Origin of the sequence: Oceanobacillus sp. FSL W8-0428 (assembly GCF_038004405.1) — a bacterium.
GTDB lineage: Bacteria > Bacillota > Bacilli > Bacillales > Amphibacillaceae > Oceanobacillus > Oceanobacillus sojae.
In genome coordinates this window covers 2,379,289-2,403,420 of the sequence record NZ_JBBORB010000001.1, presented here as the reverse complement: position 1 = coordinate 2,403,420, position 24,132 = coordinate 2,379,289, and the positions used below count along the sequence as shown (strand labels likewise).

Sequence of the window (24,132 nt, the reverse complement as noted above, 5' to 3'; positions counted from 1 at the left end):
TTCAAACATAAAGGAGAGATAATCATGACTGCACATATAACACATCAAACCTGTTCTATAGATGGATTAATTCCCATTCAAGTTTTTCAAGTCTTGCCAAAAGCAAAAAAATACCTGCTGGAAAGCAGCTTTCCACATGAAGAAAAAGGGCGCTATTCCTTTATTGGTCTTCATCCTTATCAGGAAATTATCGGACGTGGGAAAGAAACTATGCTTATCAGCGATTCTCATGTAGAACCGCTTGTTGTACACCAGCACGCGCTGCATTTCTTACAGGAGATTATGCCGAAAATTAAATTATCTCTTCCCCTCCCCTTCTATGGCGGAGCAGTCGGGTATATCGGCTATGATACCATTCAATCTTTTGAAGATATTGGTCCATCTCCATTTGATGATCGGGATATGCCGGATATTCATTTGATGCTTTTTGAGGATACGATTATTTTCGACCATGAAGAAAATAAATTGCATTTTATCGCTATCGACCGGAACGGCGATGCAGAAGAAAAACGTGCGCAGCGTATTCAAAAACTGAAGCAATATGTGGAGCGGGCCAAATATACTGTACTTCCTGAACCACAAAAATATGCTTTCACTCCGGAAACAGACCAGAGAAAATTCGAAGAGAACGTACAGATTGCCAAGGATTACTTACAAAAAGGTGAAATTTTTCAGGTTGTTTTATCCCAGCGTTTTTCAAGAGAGATTGAAAATGAAAGAGAGTTCGGACTTTCCTTCTACGAGCAATTACGGAGATATAACGCTTCCCCATATATGTTCTATATTGACTTTCTGGACTATACCGTACTCGGTGCTTCCCCGGAAAGTTTGATAGAAACAAATGGAAGCCGTGTTGTCACCAATCCTATTGCAGGAACAAGAAAACGGGGACAGAACGAACTGGAAGATCAGGCACTCGCTGAAGAGCTGCTTGCCGATGAAAAAGAACGGGCAGAGCATCGGATGCTTGTTGATTTAAGCAGAAATGATTTAGGCCGCGTTTGCGAGGTAGGCAGTATCGAAATTCCAGTCTATATGACAATTGAGCGTTATCAGCATGTGATGCATATTGTTTCAGAGGTTACAGGGGAATTACGTTCCGATTATTCAGGGATTGATGCTCTTATCTCTTGTCTCCCCGCTGGAACAGTATCAGGAGCACCGAAAATTCGGGCGATGCAAATCATTAATGACCTGGAAACAATAAAACGCGGTCCTTACGGCGGTGGAATCGGCTTTATTAACTTTGAACATGATGTGCATATTGCACTTGCCATCCGCTCCATCGTTATGAAGGGGAACAAAGCTTATTTTCAATCTGGAGCCGGTATCGTATATGACTCCGTTCCGTTCAATGAATATATGGAAACCATTAACAAAGGAAGATCTTTTATGGAGGTGCCTGAACTTGATTCTATTAATTGATAATTATGATTCTTTCACATATAACCTGTATCAATATGTTTCCGAATGTGGCGTACATGTTGAAGTAATCCGTAATGATGAAGTCACTCTGGAAACAATCCAATCATTAGAGCCCGAAGCTATTATTATTTCACCTGGACCAGGTTCTCCAAAGGATGCCGGAAACTGTATTGATATCGTGCAGTCCTTTTATAAACAGCTGCCGATACTTGGAATCTGCTTAGGCCATCAAGTGATCATGGAAGCTCTGGGCGGAAGAGTTATTCAGGCCTCTACCATTAAGCACGGAAAAACATCGCTGATTCAGCATGATGGCTCTGGACTGTTCCAAGATCTCTCTAATCCAGTTGAGGTGATGCGTTATCACTCTCTTGCCGCGGAGCAAATCTCGGTACCATCTGAACTACGTATTACAGCAACTGCTTTAGATGATGATGAAATTATGGGTGTAACACATCAAGTGTACCCAGTTTATGGATTGCAATTCCATCCTGAATCAATCGGAACACTGGATGGAAAACGAATTATTTCTCATTTTGTTGAGAAAGTGATAAAGCAGAAGGAGGAAGTAACCCAATGAAACCGCATTTTAGTCAATTACTCGAAGGAAATAACTTATCATTTGAAGAAACAAAGGCATTATTTAATGCCTGTTTCCAGGAGGATGTTTCAGATACTGAGCTTGCTGCCATCTTAGTTGCTTTAAAAATGAAGCAGCCGACAGCTGAAGAGCTGGCCGGTCTGGCGGAAGTGATTCATACCAGCTCCCCTTTCCAATTTGAATTGGGAATTCCAGCAATGGATAACTGCGGAACAGGCGGAGATCGTTCTAACAGCTTTAATATCAGTACTTGTTCAGCATTTGTTTTAGCAGGTGCCGGTATTACTGTTGCTAAGCATGGAAACCGCCGTATTTCCAGCCAGACCGGGAGTGCAGATGTATTAGAAGAACTGGGAGTCTCTCTGAATCTGACAAAATCACAGCTCAAATATATGCTGAAGGAGAATCAAATTGCCTTTTTATTCGCACAGCATGTTCATCCAACCCTGAAACAAATTGCCGGCGTACGTCAGAAGCTTCGTACACCGACCATTTTCAATTTAGTGGGTCCTTTAACTAATCCTGTTGCTTTAAGCTCACAGCTGATAGGCGTTTATTCCAATGAAGCATTGCCAATTGTGGCAAAATCTTTAAAAACGCTTGGCAGAAAACGGGCACTGGTCATTCATGGTGCAGGCGGTATGGATGAAGCCTCTCTCCAGGGTGAGAATAAATTTATTTTACTGGAAGACAACGAATTAAAAGATGGATCTATCCATCCAGAAGAAGTTGGTTTATCCGTATATGACAATCAGAAAATTGAAGGCGGCGATGCCAAGGTCAATGCAAAAATTCTGCTCTCTGTATTAAATGGGGAGCCTGGAGCATACCTGGATACAGTTCTGTTTAATGCAGCAATCGCTTTATTTGCCACCGGGAATGTCGATTCAATTAAAGATGGAGTCGAAGTTGCTAAAGACAGTGTATTCTCCGGAAATGCAAAAGCAAGATTGAATGCATTAGTTCAATACAGTCAGGAAATAAAACGTGAGGTGGTTTAAATGACTTTTTTAGAAAAAATAATTGATAAGAAAAAACAGGAGATCGCCCAGCGGAAATTACAGGTAGACGGGAATTATACTCGAACAAATCCAATTTATTCATTGCATGAAAAAGTCCAGGCAGCCGATCATATATCCATTATTTCAGAAATCAAACGGGCCTCCCCTTCCAAAGGGCCGATTCAAATGGACGTAGATATACTGGAGCAAGCAAAACAATATGAACAATCCGGCGCAGCTGCGATTTCTGTTTTGACGGATGAAAGCTTTTTTCACGGTTCCTTAGAAGATCTCAGGGTTGTCAGTGAAGCTGTTTCCGTGCCAGTTCTGTGCAAAGATTTTATTATTGATGAGATTCAAATCGATGATGCAAAAAATGCAGGGGCATCCATTATTCTGTTAATCCTCGCTGCATTGCCGCTTGAACGATTTCAGCGTCTATACAGCTATGCGACAGAGCAGGGCCTCGAAGTATTATGTGAGGTCCATAATGCGGATGAATTAAAAGATGCACTATCAGTCAGTCCAAAAATCGTCGGTATTAATAACCGCAATTTAAAAACATTTGAAGTGGATTTACAAACAACCGCAGAGCTTGTTCAGCAAATAGATGAAAAGGGACTTACCATTATATCTGAAAGCGGTATGCGCACGAAAGAAGATGCAGAGCTGGCAAGAGACGCCGGTGCTAATACCATTCTGGTCGGTGAAACGCTGATGCGTTCAGATAATGTGGAAAAAGATATGCAGGCACTGCAGGTACCACTCTCCTCTGCGAAAGGGGCTTCCTGATATGCTTGTTAAAATCTGCGGGATCACATCTCCTGAAATTGCACAGGTCTCAGTCCATGCTGGAGCAGATTTTTTAGGATTTGTTTTTGCGAAAAGCAAGCGTGAAGTCTCTATAGATCAAGCACGAGAAATTATTGCAACGTTACCTGACCATGTAAAAAGCGTTGGTGTTTTTGTAAATAAAGATGTACAGGAAATAGAAGAAATCGCTCAGGAAGCAGGACTTGATTTTATACAGCTGCATGGAGAAGAATCTGCTCAAGCCGTCTTCCAGCTCACATATCCGGTCATTAAATCCCTTTCCGGTACAGAGGAAGGATTAAAGAAGGCGGCACAATATGATGCTGTTTCTTATCTGCTGATGGATAGTCCTCCCCTGCCCCATGCACACGGAGGGAACGGGACTACATTCAACTGGTCCATTTTAAATGGAATTGACTTTTCTGACAAACTGATTTTAGCAGGAGGACTGACACCGGAAAACGTTGCTGAAGCCATTAAACAGGTGAACCCGATTGGTGTGGATGTTTCCAGCGGTGTAGAAACAAACGGAAAAAAAGATCTGGATAAAATAAAAGCCTTTATCCACGCAGCAAAAAGAACTGTAGAAAGGAATCAATAATATGCAAACATACACATTCCCAGATGAATCAGGAAAATACGGCAAATTCGGCGGCAGATATATACCCGAATTACTTATGCCAGCTGTCTTAGAGCTTGAAGAAGCATATGAAGCAGCAAAAAAAGACCCTTCTTTTCAGAAGGAATTAAATAACTATCTGACAGAATACATTGGCAGAACGACTCCGTTGTATGAGGCAGAGCAATTAAGCAAGCATTTAGGCGGACCAAAAATTTATTTAAAACGGGAGGATCTCAATCATACCGGGGCTCATAAAATTAATAACACCATCGGACAGGCACTTCTGACTTTGCGGATGGGCAAAAAGAAAGTTGTCGCTGAAACAGGAGCCGGTCAGCACGGTGTAGCTACAGCAACCGTCTGCGCTCTGCTTGGTTTAGAGTGTATCGTTTTTATGGGCAACGAGGATATTAGAAGGCAGAAGCTCAACGTCTTTCGAATGGAGCTTTTAGGAGCAAAGGTTGTCGGTGTCTCTCAAGGAAGCGCAACATTAAAGGACGCCGTGAACGAGGCTCTACGCTATTGGGTTAATAATGTTCACGACACCCATTATATCATCGGCTCTGTTGTCGGGCCTCATCCCTTCCCCCGCATTGTCCGGGATTTTCAATCGGTTATTGGTTCCGAAACAAAGCAGCAAAGTCTGGAAAAGCAAGGGAAGCTGCCAGATGCTATCGTAGCCTGTGTTGGCGGCGGAAGCAATGCAATGGGAATGTTCTATCCTTTTGTGGAGGATAAAGAAGTTGCCTTATATGGTGTCGAAGCAGCAGGGAAAGGCGTTGACACCAATGAACATGCAGCCACGTTAACTGGCGGGTCTCCCGGGATGCTGCACGGTACATTTACTTATTTGCTGCAGGATGAAGCCGGTCAGATCCAGGAAGCAGCCTCTATATCTGCCGGATTAGATTATCCTGGTATTGGGCCAGAACACAGCCACCTGTATGATACCGGCCGGGTTACCTATCCTTCCATTACAGATGAAGAAGCATTAGAAGCCTTTCAGCTGCTTGCCAAATTAGAAGGAATTATCCCTGCTCTTGAAAGTGCACATGCAGTTGCCTATGCCTGCAAGCTGGCTGGAGAAATGTCCTCTGACCAGTCATTGGTTATCTGTCTGTCCGGACGCGGAGATAAGGATGTAGAACAAGTCAAAGCAAAACTGGAGGAGGATTCCAATGGGAAAGCATAAATTAGAAAATACATTAAATCAGATAAAAGCAACCGGAAAGCCTCTTTTCATTCCATATATGATGGCAGGTGACGGCGGCATTGACCAAATCAATGAACGCATTAACTTCTTAGCAGAATGTGGTGCATCTGCGATTGAACTGGGCATTCCTTTTTCCGATCCAGTGGCAGATGGCCCTGTCATTCAGGATGCCGGGCTGCGTGCATTACAGAATGGAACGACATTAAAGCTTGTCCTGGATGAGGTGCGTAAGCAAAAAGAATCTCGGAGCATCCCAATTATTTTAATGACCTATATTAATCCTATTTGGAACTATGGCTATGAACAATTTGCTAAAGACTGTGATGCTGCAGGAGTAGACGGCATTATTATCCCGGATATCCCAATGGAAGAGGAAGAAGATATTGCAGCACAGCTTTCCGCTAATGGTATCGCCTTTATCCGGTTAGCTGCGATGACAAGTCCAGATGAACGCCTGAAGAAAATCGCAGGAATGTCAGAAGGCTTTTTATACGCCGTCTCTGTCAGCGGCACTACCGGCGAGCGTGCACAGCATGAAGAAAGCACACTTCACTATTTAGAAAAATTAACTGAACTGAGCTCTGTACCTGTCCTGGCCGGCTTCGGAATTTCTAATCCGGATCAGGCAAAATACTTATCCGCTTATTGTGATGGTGTTATTGTAGGCAGTAAGCTTGTACACTTGTTTGCAGAAGGAAAACAAACGGAAATTAGGGAATTAATTGGCGAGACGATTAAATAAATGTATGTTTGCATTGATATAAGTGACGAGACAACCATTTTTTTATTGCATAAACTATATTAGAATCTAGACAACGTTGTCATTGATTCAAACCATCACAACAACCCATGCCTTGAGGGAGCTGTATGCCATACACAGCTCCTGTTTTTTTGTCTTCCCGTTCAAAATTGTACCGTCACAATTCCTTCATATATTTTCAAGCAAAATACTTGTCATTCAGCATAAAATACTATATCATCTAAAAAGACTAACCAGTCAGTTTTAATAAACAGACTTTTAACCCGACCAAGTTTAGGTTATAAAATATTCATTAACTAATCTGACGTATTGGATAGACAGTTTATCTTCCCGGAAATTTCCTTGCAGATAAAAAGCTGTCTATTATCTATGCGGAAAAGAAGGTGAAGAAGATGGCGCCGCGAATTTCTGAGGAAGCGAAAAAAGCAAGGAGAGATCATTTGCTGGAAGCAGCACTCGAATGTTTCTCCTCCAAAGGATATTATGCATCAACTGTTGATGATATAGTTCGTTACGCTAATCTGAGCAAAGGCTCTGTTTATAACTACTTTGAAAGTAAAGAAGATATCTTTATCCATTTACTTGAAAAGAAACGCACAGAGTCTATGGAGCATTTAAAAGAAAAGCTGGATAAAATAGATAGTCCGACGAAAAAATTACAGCACTGGATTCATGAAGATATTCCTTACAGCCTGGATAAAAAGAAATTTATGCGTGTTCACATTGAATTTTGGCTCTACTCCGCTGATTCACCTAAGCTGAAGGAAATTCTGTCAAAACGCTTTGACGCAATGGTTGATATGACAATAGCCATCATCACTGATGGTAAAAAAAGAGGCGAGTTTAGACAGGATTTAGATGTGGAACAGGCAACTGCCATGTTTTGGTCTTTACATGATGGAATATGGCTGCATGCAGTAATCGGCTATGATGTTAAAAAGCTGGAATCTCATATCAGAGAGATGGAAAACGTGTTTATGGCATATATTCAATAAAAGTACACATCTTTTCCTTTTGCTTCACATACATTAAGAAACTGACCGGTCATTTTTAAAAAGGAAGGTGAAATATATGTTAAAGAAACTTTTTGGACGTAAGCGTAAAGCACAACAGGATATTTATATGCAAAATGAAGAGCATTTACTACGTGAACGCTTAGCTGTTGAATACGATACAATTCGCGCTGGCATCAGATAATTTATAAATAACGCCTCAGCACTCCATCCGGAAGCACTGAGGCGTTATTTTTTTATCTATCCCCATAGTAAGCACCTAATCTATATACTTTGACTTTTTTACAAACCCGCATTTCTTTGCCAGATAATAACCCAGAAGAACCCCAATAAAGTTTAGAATAATATCATCTATATCCACTGACCTTGTGGCAAATCCTATATAATGGAGTAAAAGCTTTCCAAGCTCAATAACGACTGGAATCAAAATTGCTGCAGTTATTGTCTTTTTTAAAGAAATTCGATTAAAGCACAAATAAGCTCCAATCAGTATTGTAAGCAAGATGTTCCCTAACAAATTAGCCCCGGCAATCCGAATAGAAATATCACCAGCAAAAATAGCTTTCACATATCCACCGATTGTATAAAAAGGAATTGCATTTATAGTTATATATCCTAATGCTATGGGCAAATAAAACCATACGATGTAACTAATATAAATATATAAAATAGAAATACCATATGAATAATTTCTGTAGACAGATAATCAAATTTCTTCCTGATTAATTTATAAACTATGTAAAAGATAAGGATTGATATAAAAATAAAACTGAGCTATACAATACTTAATAGCAAAAATTCACCACCTAGCTTTACTAGTAAAATGCAGAATAAAGGTTCTCCCTCTATTCTGCATTTTATTTTTATTCATCCTCAAATTCCATCTGATTTAATTCAAAATACTGATATTGCTTCATAGAATCTGCCGCTTGAATGATGCCTTGATAAACGTTTTCCCCTGTCCCCAAATCAAACACGTTTATGGAAACGTCAGTCGCAGTTAGTGTAGAAAATGCAGGAAATGCAATATAGAAGTACCCATTCCGGATAGCAGTTAATGGATAAACATCCTCTGGATTGATTTCTAAGTCGCCATTTAACACATTTTCTTCAAAAACAACGTCCTTTTCCTCTAAATTCTTATCAAATCTTGTTAAAATGTAATTATCTCTTTGCAGCAACCCCACATAAACAGCTCCATCATAGATGCGAAGAAATTCTCCTTCATATAATGAGTCTCCAAGAAGGTCAACGGATTTGAAACTATCCTCCCCTACATTATATAGCCGCAACTCATATTTGAGCGGAGAATCTCCTATATAACCGCCGTTCTGATCTACTTTATATTCATCATAGATATAGAGATAATTCATTTCTCCGTTAATCAAACCGCTGTCTTGATAGATTAAAGTAGTATATATCCCTTCTTTTTGCTCAATATCTTTTGCCGGGAACTTGATATCCTCTAAAGTTTGATTATTTAAATCAATGACAAGAATCGCATCCTCATCCTGATAAATATCAGTCATCTCATCATACTGCCCTTCCATATATACCTGGGCATATAATTTATTATCATTGACACTTATAGAATTCACACCATAGATCCGTTGATTTTCTTCGACAGAAAGTTCAAATTCGTTTACCTCATCTGTTTCTTTATCAAGTATTTCTATATGAATATCATTCGATTCATCGATTCCCCAGCCTAAATTGTCTACATCTACATAAATAAGCTGGTTTTCTGTTTCTATAAAGTTCTCACTCCAAGTGTTTTTCCCGCGCATAAAGCTTTTATATTCTTTAACATACTTTTCCATCTGCAAATCCTGATAGTACCAGCCATAATGCATTCCTCTTCCAAGTTCAATCCGCTTTGATTCTTCTAAAGATAAACGAAAGGGATCTGGTACTACATTATAATATGGTGAGTAGTAGCTGCGTTGTGCATCACCATAGATTAAAACATCTTTTACAGCCTCTTCATCCCCTGATACTGTTTTCCAATTAAAATCAACCTCTTCCTTATCTATTAAGTAAAAGCCGATGATGATAACGGAGATGAAAATTAATGCAATATATATGGTTAAATAACGTTTTACATGTTTCATCTCTATCACACCCTTATCTTTCTATTTAATAAATGATTACTAAGGAAAATCGATATGATGGAAAGGACAATTGCTATTGCAAATTGCATCCACAAGAGCTCATTATCAAAAAAATAGTCCTTCATGATTATTTGCAAAATATATGGTGAGAACACCAGAATTAACGTCCCAATTCCATAAAAAACTGCTATAAATACACCACGGAAACGGTAACTGCGTTCAATTAAAATCATGGTAAACAGTACGATAACGAAGGCTATACCGAAACCGTAATTAATAATAAAATCAATAAAATTCTCTGGAAGCAGGAATCTTAAATAATATAAGCTTCTAACCATGCCCTGGGTGGTTAAATCTAACCGGTAATCCACCGGGATAATCAGCTTTAATATGACTTGCAATACAGGCAGGATAGCTACTTGAAAAGCAACTAGCCCAAATACTAGCATCAGAATAACTGCTCCTTTTGAGAAAAACAACTGAATACGTTTTACCGGCAGCATCAGCAGACGGTAAATGAAGGTATTCTTTCCCAACCAATCCCGATACCAGATAAATAAAATATAAATAAATATAGTCACTGCTGCAATGACAACAGGCAAGCTAAATATAAAGCTGGACAATATATTTATCATCGAAGCATACCCATTGTCTTGAAGGAACTGCTCTTTGGATAACCCGTGTTTAACGATGCTTTCCGTAATTTCAGATTTCACCATAAAAGCATAAAATATTACACTGGCAGCCTCTATCAAAAATACCACCACTAACAAAGTAATATAAATCGGTAAAAAACGCATAAATTCAAAGTTTACCAGCTTTCCAAAAAGCTTCATCCCTGATATACCTCCCTCATCACATCGATAACGGATTTGCCCTCTTCTTCTCTTATTTGCTCCGTCATAAATTCTTTTCTCACAACTCCATCAGCTAATAAAACAGCCTTATCAATTAAATGCTCAATATCACTGATTTCGTGTGTTGTTATAATCACACCGCGGTCCTCTACCAAATGACTGGAAAATACGTCTGCAATCTGCTCCCGGCTGAAGATATCTATCCCGGAGAATGGCTCATCCATTAATATGTAATCTGCATCCATCGCCAGCCCCATTAATAAATTCACCTTCGCTGTATTTCCTTTAGACAATTGTGAAATACGTTCTTCTTCTTTGAGCTTAAAAAATTTTAATATTTCCTTTGCCCGTTCATCATTCCAATTTTGATAGAAATCCCTCATAAATTGAAAAGCATCCTTTATCCGCATTTTAGGCAGAAGCGTCATCGCATCCGGAATATATGTTACCTTCTCCATTACTGCGGGGGATAATTTTTCACCATCAATCGTAATCTCGCCATTTTGATAAGGTGTCAGACCCATAATAGATTGAAGAATGGTCGTTTTGCCGGCACCATTAATTCCGATAAGACAAGTAATCTGACCTTTATCTGCTTCAAAAGTAATCCCGTTTAAAATTGACTTTCTTCCATACCTTTTTTCTATACCGGTTAATTTAATCATGCTTTATTTCACCCTCTCCGCCCAGTTCATTTAATTTTGACTGTACAAGCTCAAAAACCTGTTCCTTTGGAATTTGCAAAGAGGTGATACGATCTACAAATTGATCAATCGCTTCTGTTATTAAAGTTTCACGAATTTCTTTAATACGCTTCGTTTCTTTTGTGATGATACTTGGTTTATTTCCATCCGTATAAATCAAGCCTTCCTCCTCCATTTCTTTATAAGCTCGCTGTACGGTATTCGGATTAATTTTTAATTGCTGTGCTAATTCTCTGCGTGAAGGGATTTCTTGACCAGATTTCAATTCTCCAATTGCAATCTGCTCTTTAAAATACCTAATCACCTGAATATACACAGCCTCTCGCTTATCAAAGTGGATAGCCATCCAATTTCTCACCTCATTCTTCTAGTGCATACATATCTGCTGTATTAATACATTGATACATCTCGTAAGTGTATTATATGTATAATACACAAGAAAGACAACTATTTTCTTTATTAAAATTTAAATTTCTTAATTCACATTAGATTATCTTTTATATTTTAAAGCTAAGCAGGTTTTTAAAATGGAGAAATTACTATTTATTAATAACTCCACTTTCGCACCTGAGAATAAGCATCTATACCTTCCTATTCTAGGATGAACATGTTCTTCATTATCCTGCCTGCATATTGTTAAATCATCTTACTATTGAAATGAAGGTTGTGTATAGCTCCTGTAACCAACCACTACGCTTTCCATGGGGACGGCTTCAGCTAACTTGAAAAGAAAACCGCTTTTCAAGTGGATCTTCAGCTCGCCCTGCGATGCACAAATGTTTTCGATGGGGCGAGTAATCGCAGTCCCAGGACGTGCAAGTGCAGGCGTTGTGACAGGAGTCACGGGTTTAGCCTGCGAACCACTTAGGAGTCTCCGTGGTTGATCTGCGCTAAGTTAGGCTTCCACAGCGTATGAAAGGAATCATATCCAGATGGAGTTGGATGAAATAATTGTTTTTACTTGATGAAAAGATCATTTTAGTGTTTCAAATGGTTAAGGTGGCAATTGAAACTATGACACACCACACAGCATGAATAGTAAATATCGGGAATAGCTTTTATGAACAGAAAGAAATCGTGACGGGACATTTTTATATGCACCACGAAAAATATGTTCTTTACTGGTCTAATTTCTATTGGCTCCGTTGTATTAAACAGTATAGAACCCCCTTCTAGCGGAGGCGGACCGTTTTGACTCCTGAGGGATTAGCATCATCTGAAGATCCACTTTTGCCAAGTGCTCTTCTTGGCAAAAGTTAGCTGAAGAGCATGCCCCTAGGAAAGCAAAACGGTCCGCCGCAGCGGTGCCTTACGCATTACCTTTTTTCTATATAGAATTTATGCTTTGTCAAGGGATAGATGGAAAGAATGATCAACTCCAGTCTCTATGATAAGCTTGTTATTTTTTAAGGTGTGAAAGTTGAGTTAATAATACATCTCTTGCAAAAACAGCTGATACAAAAGAAATTCCTTTTTCAAGCGGATATGATAGAATTACTAACAGTATGATATTAAGCAGGAAGGAAGTATTTTAGATGAAGCTAGTTACATGGAATGTCAATGGAATCCGCGCCTGTGTCCGCAAAGGTTTCTTGGATTTCTTTCATGAAATAGATGCAGATTTTTTCTGTTTACAGGAAACAAAGGTGCAAACAGGCCAAATTGAATTGGATTTAGAAGGTTATTATCAATATTGGAATTACGCACAACGAAAAGGTTACTCTGGGACGGCTATTTTCACCAAGCATAAACCGCTGCGTGTTTCCTACGGTTTTCAAGAGGGAGAGACAGAGACAGAGGGAAGGATAATTACATTAGAATACCCAGAATTTTATCTTGTCAATGTCTATACACCAAACTCAAAACGGGATTTAACCAGGCTTGAAGAACGTCTGGAATGGGAAGACAGGATATTTGATTATTTGAAGGAGCTTGACGCTGAAAAGCCTGTAATTTATTGCGGGGATTTAAATGTAGCGCATCAGGAAATCGATTTAAAAAATGATAAAACAAATCATGGTAATTCAGGCTTTACTCAGGAGGAGCGTGATAAAATGACACGCATCTTAGCCAATGGATTCACAGATACGTTACGCTATTTCTATCCAGAGCGCGATGACATTTTCACTTGGTGGTCTTATATGAAAACAATCCGCGAAAGAAATATTGGATGGCGTATTGATTATTTTATTGTTTCCAGTCAATTAGAAAAATATCTGAAAAACTTAGAGGTTTATCGATATACCCTTGGCAGCGATCATTGTCCAGTATGCTTGGAAATGAATCTGGAGGAAAATTAAATCTATACAGACATTGGTTTAATCAAAGAATTTAAAAAACTGGATGTCAAACGCCCGAAATAATTCGGGGATAAAAAAAAGCCCAATAATTAAACCAAACAAAAATATAGTAATAATTCTTATTTTTTTTCGCATTCCCCGGCGGCCTCTCTTTCATAAAAGAAGAAAAGGAAGTACCTTAGCTGCCTCCTCATCTTCTTTTTTATTCAGAAGATATATTCGTCCATTTTCAGCTGGTATGTAAGCATATATGGAAGTAGATCCTCCATATTTCTTTTATTTTTTTTGCAAATAATCAACCATGCCAAGCGCACTTAATTGTAAATCTACATTAATCATCTGATAAACTTCATGCTCATCCTGAATCCCCTGCTCACTGAGCTCGGATTGCACATATTTCAACAAACGTTTAGCAATCTCATCATAGCCCTGTCCTTCAGCAACCGCAGCTTTTGCTTCCTTAACAAATACATCCAGCCATGCCTCTGCCTGCTTCAAGGCTTCTTCTACTAAATCAGTTTCTCCAAAATGTCCAAAATAGATATAATCCAATTGTTTTTCACGGAATTTCTGCAAAGATTGCTTCATTGCTGCCGGATCAAAGTGGTTTGGCGAAGTAGATGGTAAAAAGAAGTTCACTCCATGCGGAAATAATTGTTCATATTGGATTCCTGCTGTGTCTCCCGTAAACATGCCATTACTTAATGGATCATAGATGCTCAGATGATGTTTGGCATGCCCCGGCGTGTCCCAGAATTCTAATACCCGCTCTTCCCCAATTTGTAAACTATCTCCTTCTGTTTTCTCCACAATTCTTTCTTCCTCGGCCGGGACAATCGGATCGTATAGCTCGGAAAAACGCTCTCCATAAATCGCCCGTGCTCCAGCTGCTAATTTCTTAGGATCAACCAGATGCCTTTTCCCTCTCGGATGAACGTATAAAACAGCGTTAGGACATAAAGCTAATAAACGTCCCGCTCCGCCTGCATGGTCTAAATGAACATGTGTCACAATAATATGCTTCACATCAGCTAATGAATACCCCAGCTCTTCTAGCCCTTTCTTAATATATGGTACAGCAGGGCTTGGACCTGTTTCAACAATGGTAAGTTCGTCCCCTTCAATGATATACGAACCAGTTCTGCCGCTTACACCAAAATCAAATCCATCGATAAGTGAAATACCATGATGAAGTTTTATTGGCTTTCTGGAATGCAGATTCATAGTAATCCCCCATTTCTACAAAATTTTTCTACTATAATATAAACTTATTTTAACATCTTTTCAGAAACTCTATCTAGAAATAAGATAACGGAGCAATGCCACCGCTGCGGCGGATTCTATACTGTTTAATACAATGGAGCAAATAGAAATTAGACCAGTAAAGAACATATTTTTCATGGTGCATATAAAAATGTCCCGCCACGATTCCTTTCATTCGCTGTAAAAACTTAACTGAGCGTAGACCAACCAGTTAGACTCTTATGGGAACAGGGCGATCTGAATATCCACTTGAAAAGCGGTTTTCTTTTCAAGTTAGCTGAAGCCGTCCTCATGGCAGACTAAAATTTCAGGCGTTCTGAGGATTACTTACCCCGTCAGAATTTGTAGTGGTTGGTTACAGGAGCTATACACAATCTCCATTTCAAATAGAAGGATGATTTAACAAAATGCAAGCAGGCTACATGTTCATCCTGGAATAGGAAGGTATAGATGCTAATTCTCAGGTGCGAAAATTGAGTAATTATTTCTTGCACTTGATTTTGAGTTAAAACCAAAATAGGAAATTTGAATGATTTTCTTTGCTTGATATTCAACAATAGGGTACATTAGATGGAGAATAGATAATATAATATTTACTGGTACAAAATATAACAGTAAATTGAAAATGGATAAAAAGGATGAAACAAAATGAGTAAAAAGAATGTGGATGATTACCTTCAAGAAGGAATGTATGGAACACGCCTGCCCAATGAAAGTGAACGGAAAAAATATCTTGGAACATTGCGTGAGCGTATCGCTTTTGTTTTAACAATTGGAGAGGTTATGTCTAATAAAGGCCTTGTGGAATTAGAGCGTCAATTAAAGCAGCATCCAAAGGCAAAGCTGCTGTTGAATGGGAATATTTCATACCAATTTTTAAAAGAAGAAAAGTCACTCGCCGACCGTTTTTCCATTTCTCATACAACTGTAAGTAATCAGGAAAATGATACAGAGATTGGTTTAGTACTCACATACTCTTATGCTGTAGATATAGAGCATATTTACCTCAAGGATATAGAAGACATATCAGCTCCAAATGAAAAAGAAGAAGAAGAAAAAAACAGTAATCCACCAAAAGGATTCGTTTCAAAGCTCAAAAATTTATTCCATTAGTACTATTTTTAGGTCTATTATAAAAACAGTATGGATAAAACAAATGCTAAAAAGTGCCAGTCATCGGAATTTAGATTATTTAAACTAATTCCCAGATGGCCGGCACTTATCTTCACTTTATATTCCTTACTATTTCAAATTATATGATTCATTTTTTGTTATCAAAATCAATATTTTTCATTCGGAACGGTGTGATAATCAATACGACAATCAATGCCAGTCCCATGTAGCCGATCAGTGAATAAAATTTAGAAACTAAATCTGTAAAGCCGACAAAACTGAGGATAAATCCTGCTACAAGAGTTATAACTAAAATAATGTTAAATTTCTTCGTTTCTACTTCTGCAAACCTGGCAACAAAGGCAAAGAACATACTAATTGCAGTATTAAAAATCATTCCAAATAGAACAATCGCCATGATAATGCCTAAAAATGGTGAGACATTATTTACAATGCCCAACATCGGCATTTCGAAATTACCAACCTCTTCAATTTTAGCAAAAATCGCGAAATAACTAAGCAGAATTAAGACACCTAATCCTAGTCCCCCTACTAATCCGCCAATTGCAGCTGTTTTTCTATCCTTTTCTGCACTTCCCATAACAATAGACATAGCTGCACCAACTGATGTATTAAAGGTAGCATAGTTCAAGCCTGCTACAAACCAATTCGGAAAATTCGGTCCATGACTTTTTGCAGTACTATTTAACTCTGCAAGCGACCCATCCATCGTAAAAAAGCTGTAAATGGAAATAAAAATAACAAATAAAATTAAGAAAGGTGTAATACTGCTGATTACAGCAACAACTTTATCTACTTTTAACATCCCCGTCAGCAGCACCAATACTGCCATCAGGACAGCGCCAACAACATGAGGCAATCCAAATTGCTGGTTAAGATTTGCTCCAGCTCCTGCAATCATTACGACGCCTACGCCAAATAAAGTAAATACAAGCACAGCATCTACAATCACACCAATAAGGTTAAAACGGGTGAGCTTTTCGATAAACTTAAAATGACTGATCTTATAAATTACTTCATTATAGGAGGATGTCTGGGATCTGCTTCCCAGCCAGACGAGCATCATACCAACATATGCAAAAAGCACGGTTGAAACAAAGGCAGCCAGAATACCTAATGTTCCAAAGCTGGTAAAATACTGCAGCACCTCCTGTCCGGAAGCAAAACCTGCCCCTACAATCACACCTATGAATGCGCTTGCAATTACAAAGATTTTCATTATTCTTTTCATGTTCTTCCTCCTATTGTTCCTTTTTTCGTCACACAAGTATTTGATGAAATCTTTCTATGTATATACTAAAATAGAGATAGATATATTTTTTAGTATACAAAAAGACTGCTTATGAAAAATGATAGTTTTTTTAACAATAAAAAGCAAGTATACAAATTATTCAATTAATTAAAAATAATGTAAGCAGGCTTTTCATATCAATATTAATGCTTCTCTTATAAAGGAGTGCGTTTTATGGATTATTCTAACATAAACACTAATAAACTATTAACTCTTCGACAGCCTTTTTCTGATTTAGATGCACTCGCCGATATGATTAGCGAAGTGTTGGCATGTCCAATTACGATTGAGGATGCCAATCATCATGTTCTAGCATATAGTAAGCATACTGAAAATATTGATGAAGCGAGAATAAGTACCATTATGAATCGGAAAGTTCCCGATAAGGTAATCAATGGATTATGGAAAAACGGAGCAATGCCTAAGCTTATTGACAGTAATCAGCCTGTCATTATACCTGAAATTAAAGAAATTGGACTGGGAAACCGGATAGCCATTTCCATCTGGAAGCAGAACGAAATATTAGGATTTATTTGGGCGCACACAGGAGAAAAGGAATATTCTGCAGATGATTTGGAAATCTTAAAAGAAGCTGTCCGTCAAGTGAAAAAATTTATACTGCAAAAGCTGCCTGGCAGGAGAAATACAGAACAAGCCTATAAAGATTTTTTCTGGCAGCTGTTAACAGCAGACTTTGTCAGCGCAAGCACCATTCAATCCTATGAAAAACAATTCAATATAAAATTGCAGGACGGCTTGGCTATTGTTGTCTTCCGTTTTGAAGATGAGATTACACCGCAAATTGAAAAACATGCTTACTACCTTTCAGAAACAGTCATGCAGGTCAATACGATTTTTCGTTTGTTTGATGATCAGGATTTTATTCTATTAGTTCGCTTATGGAAAGATGACGATACATCAGATAAGATTTATCAATTTATTAGTCAGCTTCAGGAAAAAATAAGTATACAGCTGAAGCTGACCTCCATGCACGGCGCAGCAAGTCAAATTTATCATTCAGCTAAAGATATGACACAGGCCTATGAAGAAGCACTCCAGACTCTTTCCTTACAAAAGCAATTCCCGGATAAGCTGTCTTCTTGTTTTCTGTACGAAGATTTAGGCATATTTCAGTGGGTGGACATATTAAAGGAACATCGCCAAAAACGGCATCATACTAATAAATACATTCAACGGCTCCGTAAGTATGATGAGCGCCAGCAAAGTAACTTATTATACACTTTAGAAGCATATTTAGAGTATGATTCTAACGTACTTCAGACAGCAAAAGCTTTGTTTATCCACCCAAACACTATGAATTACCGTTTAAAAAGGATTCATGAGATTAGTAAGCTTGATTTAAAAAATCCGCATCAAAAAATAGCGGTTTATTTAGAATTATTAGCTGATAAACTAGAATAACAGTACCGTTTGTGTAAATACACAAACGGTATTGGCCCAATTCATTTATTTTCATAATGTTTTCCCACAAAGAAAGCGTTAACATAATAAGCATAAACAATAAACAAAGGGGCGAGTAAACATGATTATCGGGGTTCCTAAAGAGATAAAAAATAATGAAAACCGTGTTGCTATGACACCAGCTGGAGTGGTTAACCTTGTACAATCCGGGCAAACCATCCTTATTGAAAAAGAAGCCGGCTTAGGGAGCGGCTTTACAGATGATGAATATAAGCAGGCTGGAGCAGAAATTATTGCAGAGGCCAGGGACGTCTGGGATCGTTCTGATATGATTATGAAGGTAAAAGAACCGCTTGAATCAGAATATCGCTATTTCCGGAAAGGATTAGTATTGTTCACCTATCTTCATCTAGCTGCTGACAAGAGACTAACAGAAGAGCTGGTAGAAAAAGAAGTAACAGCTATTGCCTATGAAACCATCGTTGTAGGCAGGTCACTTCCACTTCTGACACCAATGAGTGAGGTAGCCGGACGTATGGCTACACAAATCGGCGCACAGTATTTAGAGAAATCAGAAGGCGGAAAAGGCATTTTACTTGGTGGAATTCCTGGAGTAAAACGAGGAAAAGTAACGGTTATTGGCGGTGGTGTCGTTGGTACAAATGCAGCACGGGTAGCTATCGGCCTTGGAGCTGATGTAACGATTATTGATTTAAATCCGCAGCGTCTTCGCGAATTAGAAGAGATTTTCGGCTCAAGCATTCAAACATTAATGTCAAATCCATTAAATATCGGGGAAGCTGTGAAAGATTCTGATCTCGTTATTGGCTCAGTACTAATTCCAGGCAGAAGAGCACCGAAGCTTGTAACAGAAGAAATGATTCAATCCATGCAGCCAGGCAGTGTCATTGTCGATGTGGCAATTGACCAGGGAGGTAACTTTGAAACAGTTGACCATCCGACAACCCATGAAGACCCAATCTATGTGAAGCATGATGTCCTGCATTATGCCGTTGCAAATATTCCGGGAGCCGTTCCGCGTACTGCAACAGTCGGCCTGACAAATGTAACTGTACCTTATGCTGTTAATATTGCGAAACAGGGTGTAGAGAACGCCATTCAAAACAGCGCACCTATCGCCAGCGGTGTGAATGTAATGAATGGTCATGTAACAAATGAAGCTGTTGCAAATGATTTAAATTATGAATATGTTGCAGTAAAAGATATTTTATAAAAAATACAATAAATCTAAAAAGTCATCACTCCTTACAAAAGAGCTGATGGCTTTTTAGCATTCCAATATGTACTGGATTATAGTATAGAAGCCTTTCTAATCGTCATTTTCATACCATTCTGTTACACTTACTTTATACAGAATGGAGGGATTATTTTGCGTTTACAGAATCAAAAAGTTATTGCACTTGTCGATCATGATTTTGAAGATTTAGAACTATGGTATCCCGTTCACCGTCTACGTGAAGAAGGCGCCAGGGTAGATTTAGTCGGACAGGCTGCTAATCAAAAATATATAGGAAAATATGGTGTTCCTGCTGAATCTAATTATGCTTTTTCAGAAGTGAATCCAGAAGATTATGATGCAATTCTGGTTCCTGGAGGATGGGCTCCAGATAAACTTCGCCGTTTCCCTGAAGTTATCAGCTTCGTTAAGCATATGAATGATAATAAAAAGCCTATCGGACAAATTTGTCATGCCGGATGGGTATTAATCTCTGCAAATATTTTAGAAGGCAAAACTGTAACCAGTACACCGGGAATTAAAGACGATATGACCAATGCTGGTGCAACCTGGGTTAATGAGCCGGTTGTTTCTGATGGGCACCTTGTTTCAAGCAGAAGACCGCCTGATCTACCAGATTATTTACGTGAATTAATCAAAGTGATGGAAGAATACAGCCGTTAAAATAAGTGTTTATAAAGTTTGATAAAAAGGATCAAGAAATTTGAGGCAGCGCAGCTTTGAGCAGCTCTTTTCATGGGGCGAGTAATCGCAGTCCCCAGTGGAATGTATGCTTTTAGATACATGAGCAGCGGTTTTCCTGGGGTGAGTAATCGCAACCCCAGCGGAAAAGCAAGCTAACGAAGAAATTCGCAGTGTCATTTTTATTAGACTTTGTAAAAATCCACTTAAGGGAGTTTTTATATGAGAATTGTTTCTATAGAACCAACACCCAGCCCACATTCTATGAAAATCAATGTGAATGAGACTTTACCCCCTGACGAAACGTATAATTACAGTGACAAGGACGATTTAGCTCATGCACCGGAATATGTGCAGGAGCTTTTTGCTCTGGAAGGGGTTAAAAATATCTATCGTGTTATTGATTTTATTGCTTTAGCAAGGAATCCAAAAACACCCTGGGAAGAACTACTGCCTCAAGTCCGAAACGTATTGGGAACAGAGGAAGCGTTCGATCAGCAGGATGAACTATCTAATGCTCCGCAGGCTCCTTCTGAAGCATTTGGAGAAGTTCATGTTTTCATTCAGATGTTTTTAGGAATTCCTATGCAGGTAAAACTGGAAGAAGGAGATAGAGAAGAACGCTTCGGGCTGCCAGAGCGCTTTTCCAATGCAGTAATGGAGGCTTCCACTGCCTCTGACAATATCATTCTGGATCGGAAATGGGAAGAACAGCATCCACGCTATGGAAGTCTGGAAGAAATAGGATATGATGTTGTAGAGGAGCTAAAAGCAAGCTATGACCAGGACCGCTTGGATACCCTTGTACAAATGGCTTTGCAAAATGATGAAAGTGCAGGCAACACAACAAACTATTATCAGCATGTTCCGATTGAAAAACTGGATAATCCTGATTGGCGTGAACGCTATGCTGCGCTGGACCGTTTAGACCCGACATTGGACGATCTTGCCCTTTTGGAAAAAGCTGTCCACGATGAAAAAGCATCTATCCGCAGACTGGCAACAGCTTATTTAGGAATGCTGGAGGATAAAGCTGCGTTGCCATTACTATATAAAGCATTAGCTGATAAAGCCGTCAATGTCCGGAGAACTGCCGGAGATTGTATTTCTGACTTAGGTTTTACAGAGGCTATTCCAAATATGAAGGAAACATTAAAAGATAAGAGCCGAATTGTCCGTTGGCGTGGAGCAATGTTTTTATATGAAGTCGGAGATGCATCTGCCGTCCCTGCTCTTCAAGAAGCTGCTGATGATGAACCCGAATTTGAGGTCCGTATGCAGATAAAATTAGCCCTGGAGCGTATTGAAGGCGGCAAACAGGCAAAAGGCTCTGTTTGGCATCAAATGACACAGGCAACAAGATCAAAAACAGACATTTTCAAAGACTGATGGAAGCTAATTCAGAGCAACTGCTTCTGAATTAGCTTTTTCTATCGTTGGATTGAAAAGTTAAAATGAATAAATCTAGAAATACATCACATCAGCCATACATATTATTAATATATATTCTCACACGCGTTGTACTTCATTCCAACTCTTTCAGTAGTTACTGTAAATGAAGAAAATACCATTTTGTACCTTGGTGTGACCTCTGAAAACATATATTTTCCTTTCCAATTTCTTTACGTATAGAAAGCGTTTTCTTATAATAAGAGTATCGAAGTACTTGAAGGGGGACTTTATAAATGGATACAAAAGAGGGTACTTTGCTTTTTGAACCAAGTAAAACACAAGTGGAACAGGCAAATATCACTTCTTATCGTACTTGGTTACAAGAATATAAACAAATTCAAACGAAAGATTACCATACTTTATGGAAATGGTCTGTGGAGGACTTTGATACATTTTGGGAATCCATTTGGGAATATTTTAAAATCCAGTCGCACGAGTCGTATCAAAACGTTCGTTCAAGCAAGCAGATCATCGGCACAAAATGGTTTCCTGAAGCAACCATCAACTATACAGAGCATGTATTCCGAAATAAATCGCTAGATAGCCCGGCTATTATTCATACATCAGAAAAACGGCAGCGGCAGGAAGTTTCCTGGGAAAAACTTTACCAGGATACTGCTGCGCTTCAAAATACACTGGAAAAACAAGGGATTCAAAAAGGAGATCGTGTTGCCTGCTATGCACCAAATATCTATGAAACTGTCGTTGCTTTCCTGGCAACTGCAAGCCTGGGTGCTGTTTGGTCCAGCGCCTCTCCTGACTTTGGGACACAAAGTGTGATGGAACGCTTCCAGCAAATTGAGCCAAAAGCAATGATTACTGTCGACGGTTATTCTTATAATGGCAGGAAGTTTAATAGATTAGATGTTGTCAGAAAGCTGCAATCTGCACTTCCTTCCTTAAAAACGACGATAACTATTCCTTATCTAAATAATCAGGCCGATTTCAGCACCTGTGTCCATCCAATTTCCTGGGAGGATGCAACAGGCTGTCAAGAAAAGCTGGAAATGACTTATACACCTGTTGCCTTTAATGATCCGCTTTGGATATTATATTCTTCTGGAACAACAGGTAAACCGAAACCCATTGTACATAGCCAGGGCGGAATTTTATTGGAGCATTTAAAGGCGGTCCATCTGCATATGGATTTAAGCGCGGGTTCACGCTTCTTCTGGTTTACAACAACTGGCTGGATGATGTGGAATTTTCTTGTTGGCGGATTATTAACCGGAGCTTCCATTATTCTTTATGACGGGAGCCCGGCTTATCCGGATAAACAGGTTTTATGGCGGCTTGCAGAACAGACAAAAATGAATGTATTTGGTACCAGCGCCAGCTTTATAACTGCTTGTATGAATGAAAATATGATGCCGAAGAATAATTTTGATTTATCCCATTTGAGAAATATCAGTTCAACAGGCTCTCCGCTTTCCCCAGAAGGATTCGAGTGGTGCTATACACATGTAAAGAATGATATTTGGCTATCTTCTGTAAGTGGAGGTACAGATGTATGTACAGCCTTTTTGCTTGGCTCTCCTATTCTGCCAGTATATGCCGGTGAAATTCAATGTGCAGGTTTGGGAGCGAAAATTGAAAGCTTTGATGAGGATGGCAATGCTTTAACAAATGAGATTGGTGAGCTTGTTCTGACTGCTCCATTTCCAAGTATGCCAATTTATTTCTGGAATGATGAATCCGGATTTCGAATGTACCATAGTTACTTTGATACTTTTCCAGGAGTTTGGTGTCATGGAGACTATATAAAATTAACAGATAGAAATACCGCTATTATTTACGGAAGATCTGATGCTACTATTAACCGTGGCGGCATCCGAATTGGAACGAGTGAAATTTACCGTGCTGCAGACCAAGTTACAGCAGTTGAGAACAGTTTAATGGTTGACCTTCCTCAAGGAAATGGTGATTCCATTACTCCATTATTTGTTGTTCTCAAAGATGGAGAAGAGCTTACCGAAAGCTTGGAACAGGAAATTAAGCAGCAGCTGCGTACACATTGCTCGCCAAGACATGTTCCTACACATATTTACAGGGTAGAAGAGCTTCCGCAAACCCTGAATGGAAAGAAAGTTGAAATTCCCGTTAAAAAAATCCTGATGGGACAGGATGCTGCGACAGTTATTAATAAAGGCTCTCTGATTAACCCTGACAGCCTGGATTATTTTATCGACTTAGCTAAGAAAATATAAAAAA

Annotated in this window: 23 protein-coding genes; 16 read left to right on the top strand and 7 right to left on the bottom strand. The window is 39.0% G+C overall.

The genetic code is table 11. The features are described from left to right. The first annotated feature begins 24 nt into the window (after positions 1-24). The 9 genes from trpE to MKY30_RS11225 all read left to right on the top strand — a co-directional run bounded on the left by trpE (position 25) and on the right by MKY30_RS11225 (position 7,632). The gene (trpE, locus tag MKY30_RS11265) at positions 25-1,425 is read left to right on the top strand and encodes an anthranilate synthase component I (RefSeq protein WP_341083949.1); all 1,401 of its coding nucleotides are present in this window, start codon (positions 25-27) and stop codon (positions 1,423-1,425) included. After that, positions 1,409-2,005 (top strand): anthranilate synthase component II, encoded by a 597-nt coding sequence (locus MKY30_RS11260; RefSeq protein ID WP_147211267.1) that lies wholly within the window; start codon positions 1,409-1,411, stop codon positions 2,003-2,005. The genes trpE and MKY30_RS11260 overlap by 17 nt, the downstream gene beginning before the upstream one ends. Continuing rightward, positions 2,002-3,027: an anthranilate phosphoribosyltransferase gene (trpD, locus tag MKY30_RS11255; RefSeq protein WP_156985671.1), complete on the top strand. Its 1,026-nt coding sequence runs from the start codon at positions 2,002-2,004 to the stop codon at positions 3,025-3,027. Before MKY30_RS11260 ends, trpD begins: the two co-directional genes overlap by 4 nt. After that, positions 3,028-3,819, top strand: coding sequence for an indole-3-glycerol phosphate synthase TrpC (trpC, locus tag MKY30_RS11250; RefSeq protein WP_341083945.1), 792 nt, complete (start codon positions 3,028-3,030; stop codon positions 3,817-3,819). Position 3,820: 1 nt separating this feature from the next. After that, on the top strand, positions 3,821-4,441 hold the full coding sequence (locus MKY30_RS11245) for a phosphoribosylanthranilate isomerase (RefSeq protein WP_341083944.1): 621 nt from the start codon (positions 3,821-3,823) through the stop codon (positions 4,439-4,441). A 1-nt stretch (position 4,442) separates the two neighbouring features. Next, the gene (gene trpB / locus MKY30_RS11240) at positions 4,443-5,654 is read left to right on the top strand and encodes a tryptophan synthase subunit beta (RefSeq protein WP_341083943.1); all 1,212 of its coding nucleotides are present in this window, start codon (positions 4,443-4,445) and stop codon (positions 5,652-5,654) included. After that, complete coding sequence (gene trpA, locus MKY30_RS11235) at positions 5,641-6,417, top strand: tryptophan synthase subunit alpha (protein ID WP_341083941.1); 777 nt, start codon at positions 5,641-5,643, stop codon at positions 6,415-6,417. The genes trpB and trpA overlap by 14 nt, the downstream gene beginning before the upstream one ends. A 410-nt stretch (positions 6,418-6,827) precedes the next feature. Continuing rightward, positions 6,828-7,430: a TetR family transcriptional regulator gene (locus MKY30_RS11230; protein WP_156985676.1), complete on the top strand. Its 603-nt coding sequence runs from the start codon at positions 6,828-6,830 to the stop codon at positions 7,428-7,430. A gap of 76 nt (positions 7,431-7,506) precedes the next feature. Then, a complete protein-coding gene (locus MKY30_RS11225; RefSeq protein WP_255473818.1) occupies positions 7,507-7,632 on the top strand; it encodes a hypothetical protein in 126 nt (41 codons plus the stop codon). A gap of 75 nt (positions 7,633-7,707) precedes the next feature. On the opposite strand, the gene MKY30_RS11220 is transcribed toward MKY30_RS11225, so the two are convergent. The 5 genes from MKY30_RS11220 to MKY30_RS11200 all read right to left on the bottom strand — a co-directional run bounded on the left by MKY30_RS11220 (position 7,708) and on the right by MKY30_RS11200 (position 11,466). Then, positions 7,708-8,103, bottom strand: coding sequence for a VanZ family protein (locus MKY30_RS11220; protein ID WP_445254570.1), 396 nt, complete (start codon positions 8,101-8,103; stop codon positions 7,708-7,710). Positions 8,104-8,311: 208 nt separating this feature from the next. After that, a complete protein-coding gene (locus tag MKY30_RS11215) occupies positions 8,312-9,559 on the bottom strand; it encodes a hypothetical protein (protein WP_341083938.1) in 1,248 nt (415 codons plus the stop codon). A 5-nt stretch (positions 9,560-9,564) separates the two neighbouring features. After that, complete coding sequence (locus tag MKY30_RS11210; RefSeq protein ID WP_156985679.1) at positions 9,565-10,395, bottom strand: hypothetical protein; 831 nt, start codon at positions 10,393-10,395, stop codon at positions 9,565-9,567. Then, positions 10,392-11,081, bottom strand: coding sequence for an ABC transporter ATP-binding protein (locus MKY30_RS11205; RefSeq protein ID WP_339284767.1), 690 nt, complete (start codon positions 11,079-11,081; stop codon positions 10,392-10,394). The genes MKY30_RS11210 and MKY30_RS11205 overlap by 4 nt, the downstream gene beginning before the upstream one ends. Beyond that, entirely contained in the window at positions 11,074-11,466 is a 393-nt protein-coding gene (locus MKY30_RS11200; RefSeq protein WP_147211278.1) for a GntR family transcriptional regulator, read from the bottom strand. The genes MKY30_RS11205 and MKY30_RS11200 overlap by 8 nt, the downstream gene beginning before the upstream one ends. Positions 11,467-12,655: 1,189 nt before the next feature. Between MKY30_RS11200 and MKY30_RS11195 the strand changes: the two genes are divergently transcribed. After that, positions 12,656-13,420, top strand: a complete 765-nt coding sequence (locus MKY30_RS11195; RefSeq protein ID WP_341083936.1) for an exodeoxyribonuclease III — start codon at positions 12,656-12,658, stop codon at positions 13,418-13,420. 276 nt (positions 13,421-13,696) lie between these two features. Here the strand turns inward: MKY30_RS11195 and MKY30_RS11190 are convergent, their stop codons facing one another. Next, positions 13,697-14,638, bottom strand: coding sequence for an MBL fold metallo-hydrolase (locus MKY30_RS11190; RefSeq protein ID WP_339286253.1), 942 nt, complete (start codon positions 14,636-14,638; stop codon positions 13,697-13,699). A gap of 693 nt (positions 14,639-15,331) precedes the next feature. On the opposite strand from MKY30_RS11190, the gene MKY30_RS11185 reads away from it, so the two are divergent. Beyond that, on the top strand, positions 15,332-15,796 hold the full coding sequence (locus tag MKY30_RS11185; protein WP_147210894.1) for a YueI family protein: 465 nt from the start codon (positions 15,332-15,334) through the stop codon (positions 15,794-15,796). Positions 15,797-15,944: 148 nt separating this feature from the next. Here MKY30_RS11185 and MKY30_RS11180 read toward each other — a convergent pair whose 3' ends face one another. Next, on the bottom strand, positions 15,945-17,039 hold the full coding sequence (locus MKY30_RS11180) for a YkvI family membrane protein (protein WP_371863301.1): 1,095 nt from the start codon (positions 17,037-17,039) through the stop codon (positions 15,945-15,947). 243 nt (positions 17,040-17,282) lie between these two features. On the opposite strand from MKY30_RS11180, the gene MKY30_RS11175 reads away from it, so the two are divergent. From MKY30_RS11175 to MKY30_RS11155, 5 genes are all read left to right on the top strand, one after another. Further along, complete coding sequence (locus MKY30_RS11175) at positions 17,283-18,530, top strand: PucR family transcriptional regulator (protein WP_339284765.1); 1,248 nt, start codon at positions 17,283-17,285, stop codon at positions 18,528-18,530. Positions 18,531-18,651: 121 nt separating this feature from the next. Further along, on the top strand, positions 18,652-19,764 hold the full coding sequence (ald, locus tag MKY30_RS11170) for an alanine dehydrogenase (protein ID WP_339284764.1): 1,113 nt from the start codon (positions 18,652-18,654) through the stop codon (positions 19,762-19,764). 156 nt (positions 19,765-19,920) lie between these two features. Further along, positions 19,921-20,451 carry a DJ-1/PfpI/YhbO family deglycase/protease gene (locus tag MKY30_RS11165; protein ID WP_156985684.1) on the top strand — a complete coding sequence of 177 codons (531 nt, stop codon included), beginning with the start codon at positions 19,921-19,923 and terminating at the stop codon, positions 20,449-20,451. Between the two features lie 240 nt (positions 20,452-20,691). Then, complete coding sequence (locus tag MKY30_RS11160) at positions 20,692-21,858, top strand: virulence factor (protein WP_156985685.1); 1,167 nt, start codon at positions 20,692-20,694, stop codon at positions 21,856-21,858. Positions 21,859-22,154: 296 nt separating this feature from the next. Continuing rightward, complete coding sequence (locus MKY30_RS11155; RefSeq protein ID WP_147210888.1) at positions 22,155-24,128, top strand: acetoacetate--CoA ligase; 1,974 nt, start codon at positions 22,155-22,157, stop codon at positions 24,126-24,128. Positions 24,129-24,132 lie beyond the last annotated feature (4 nt).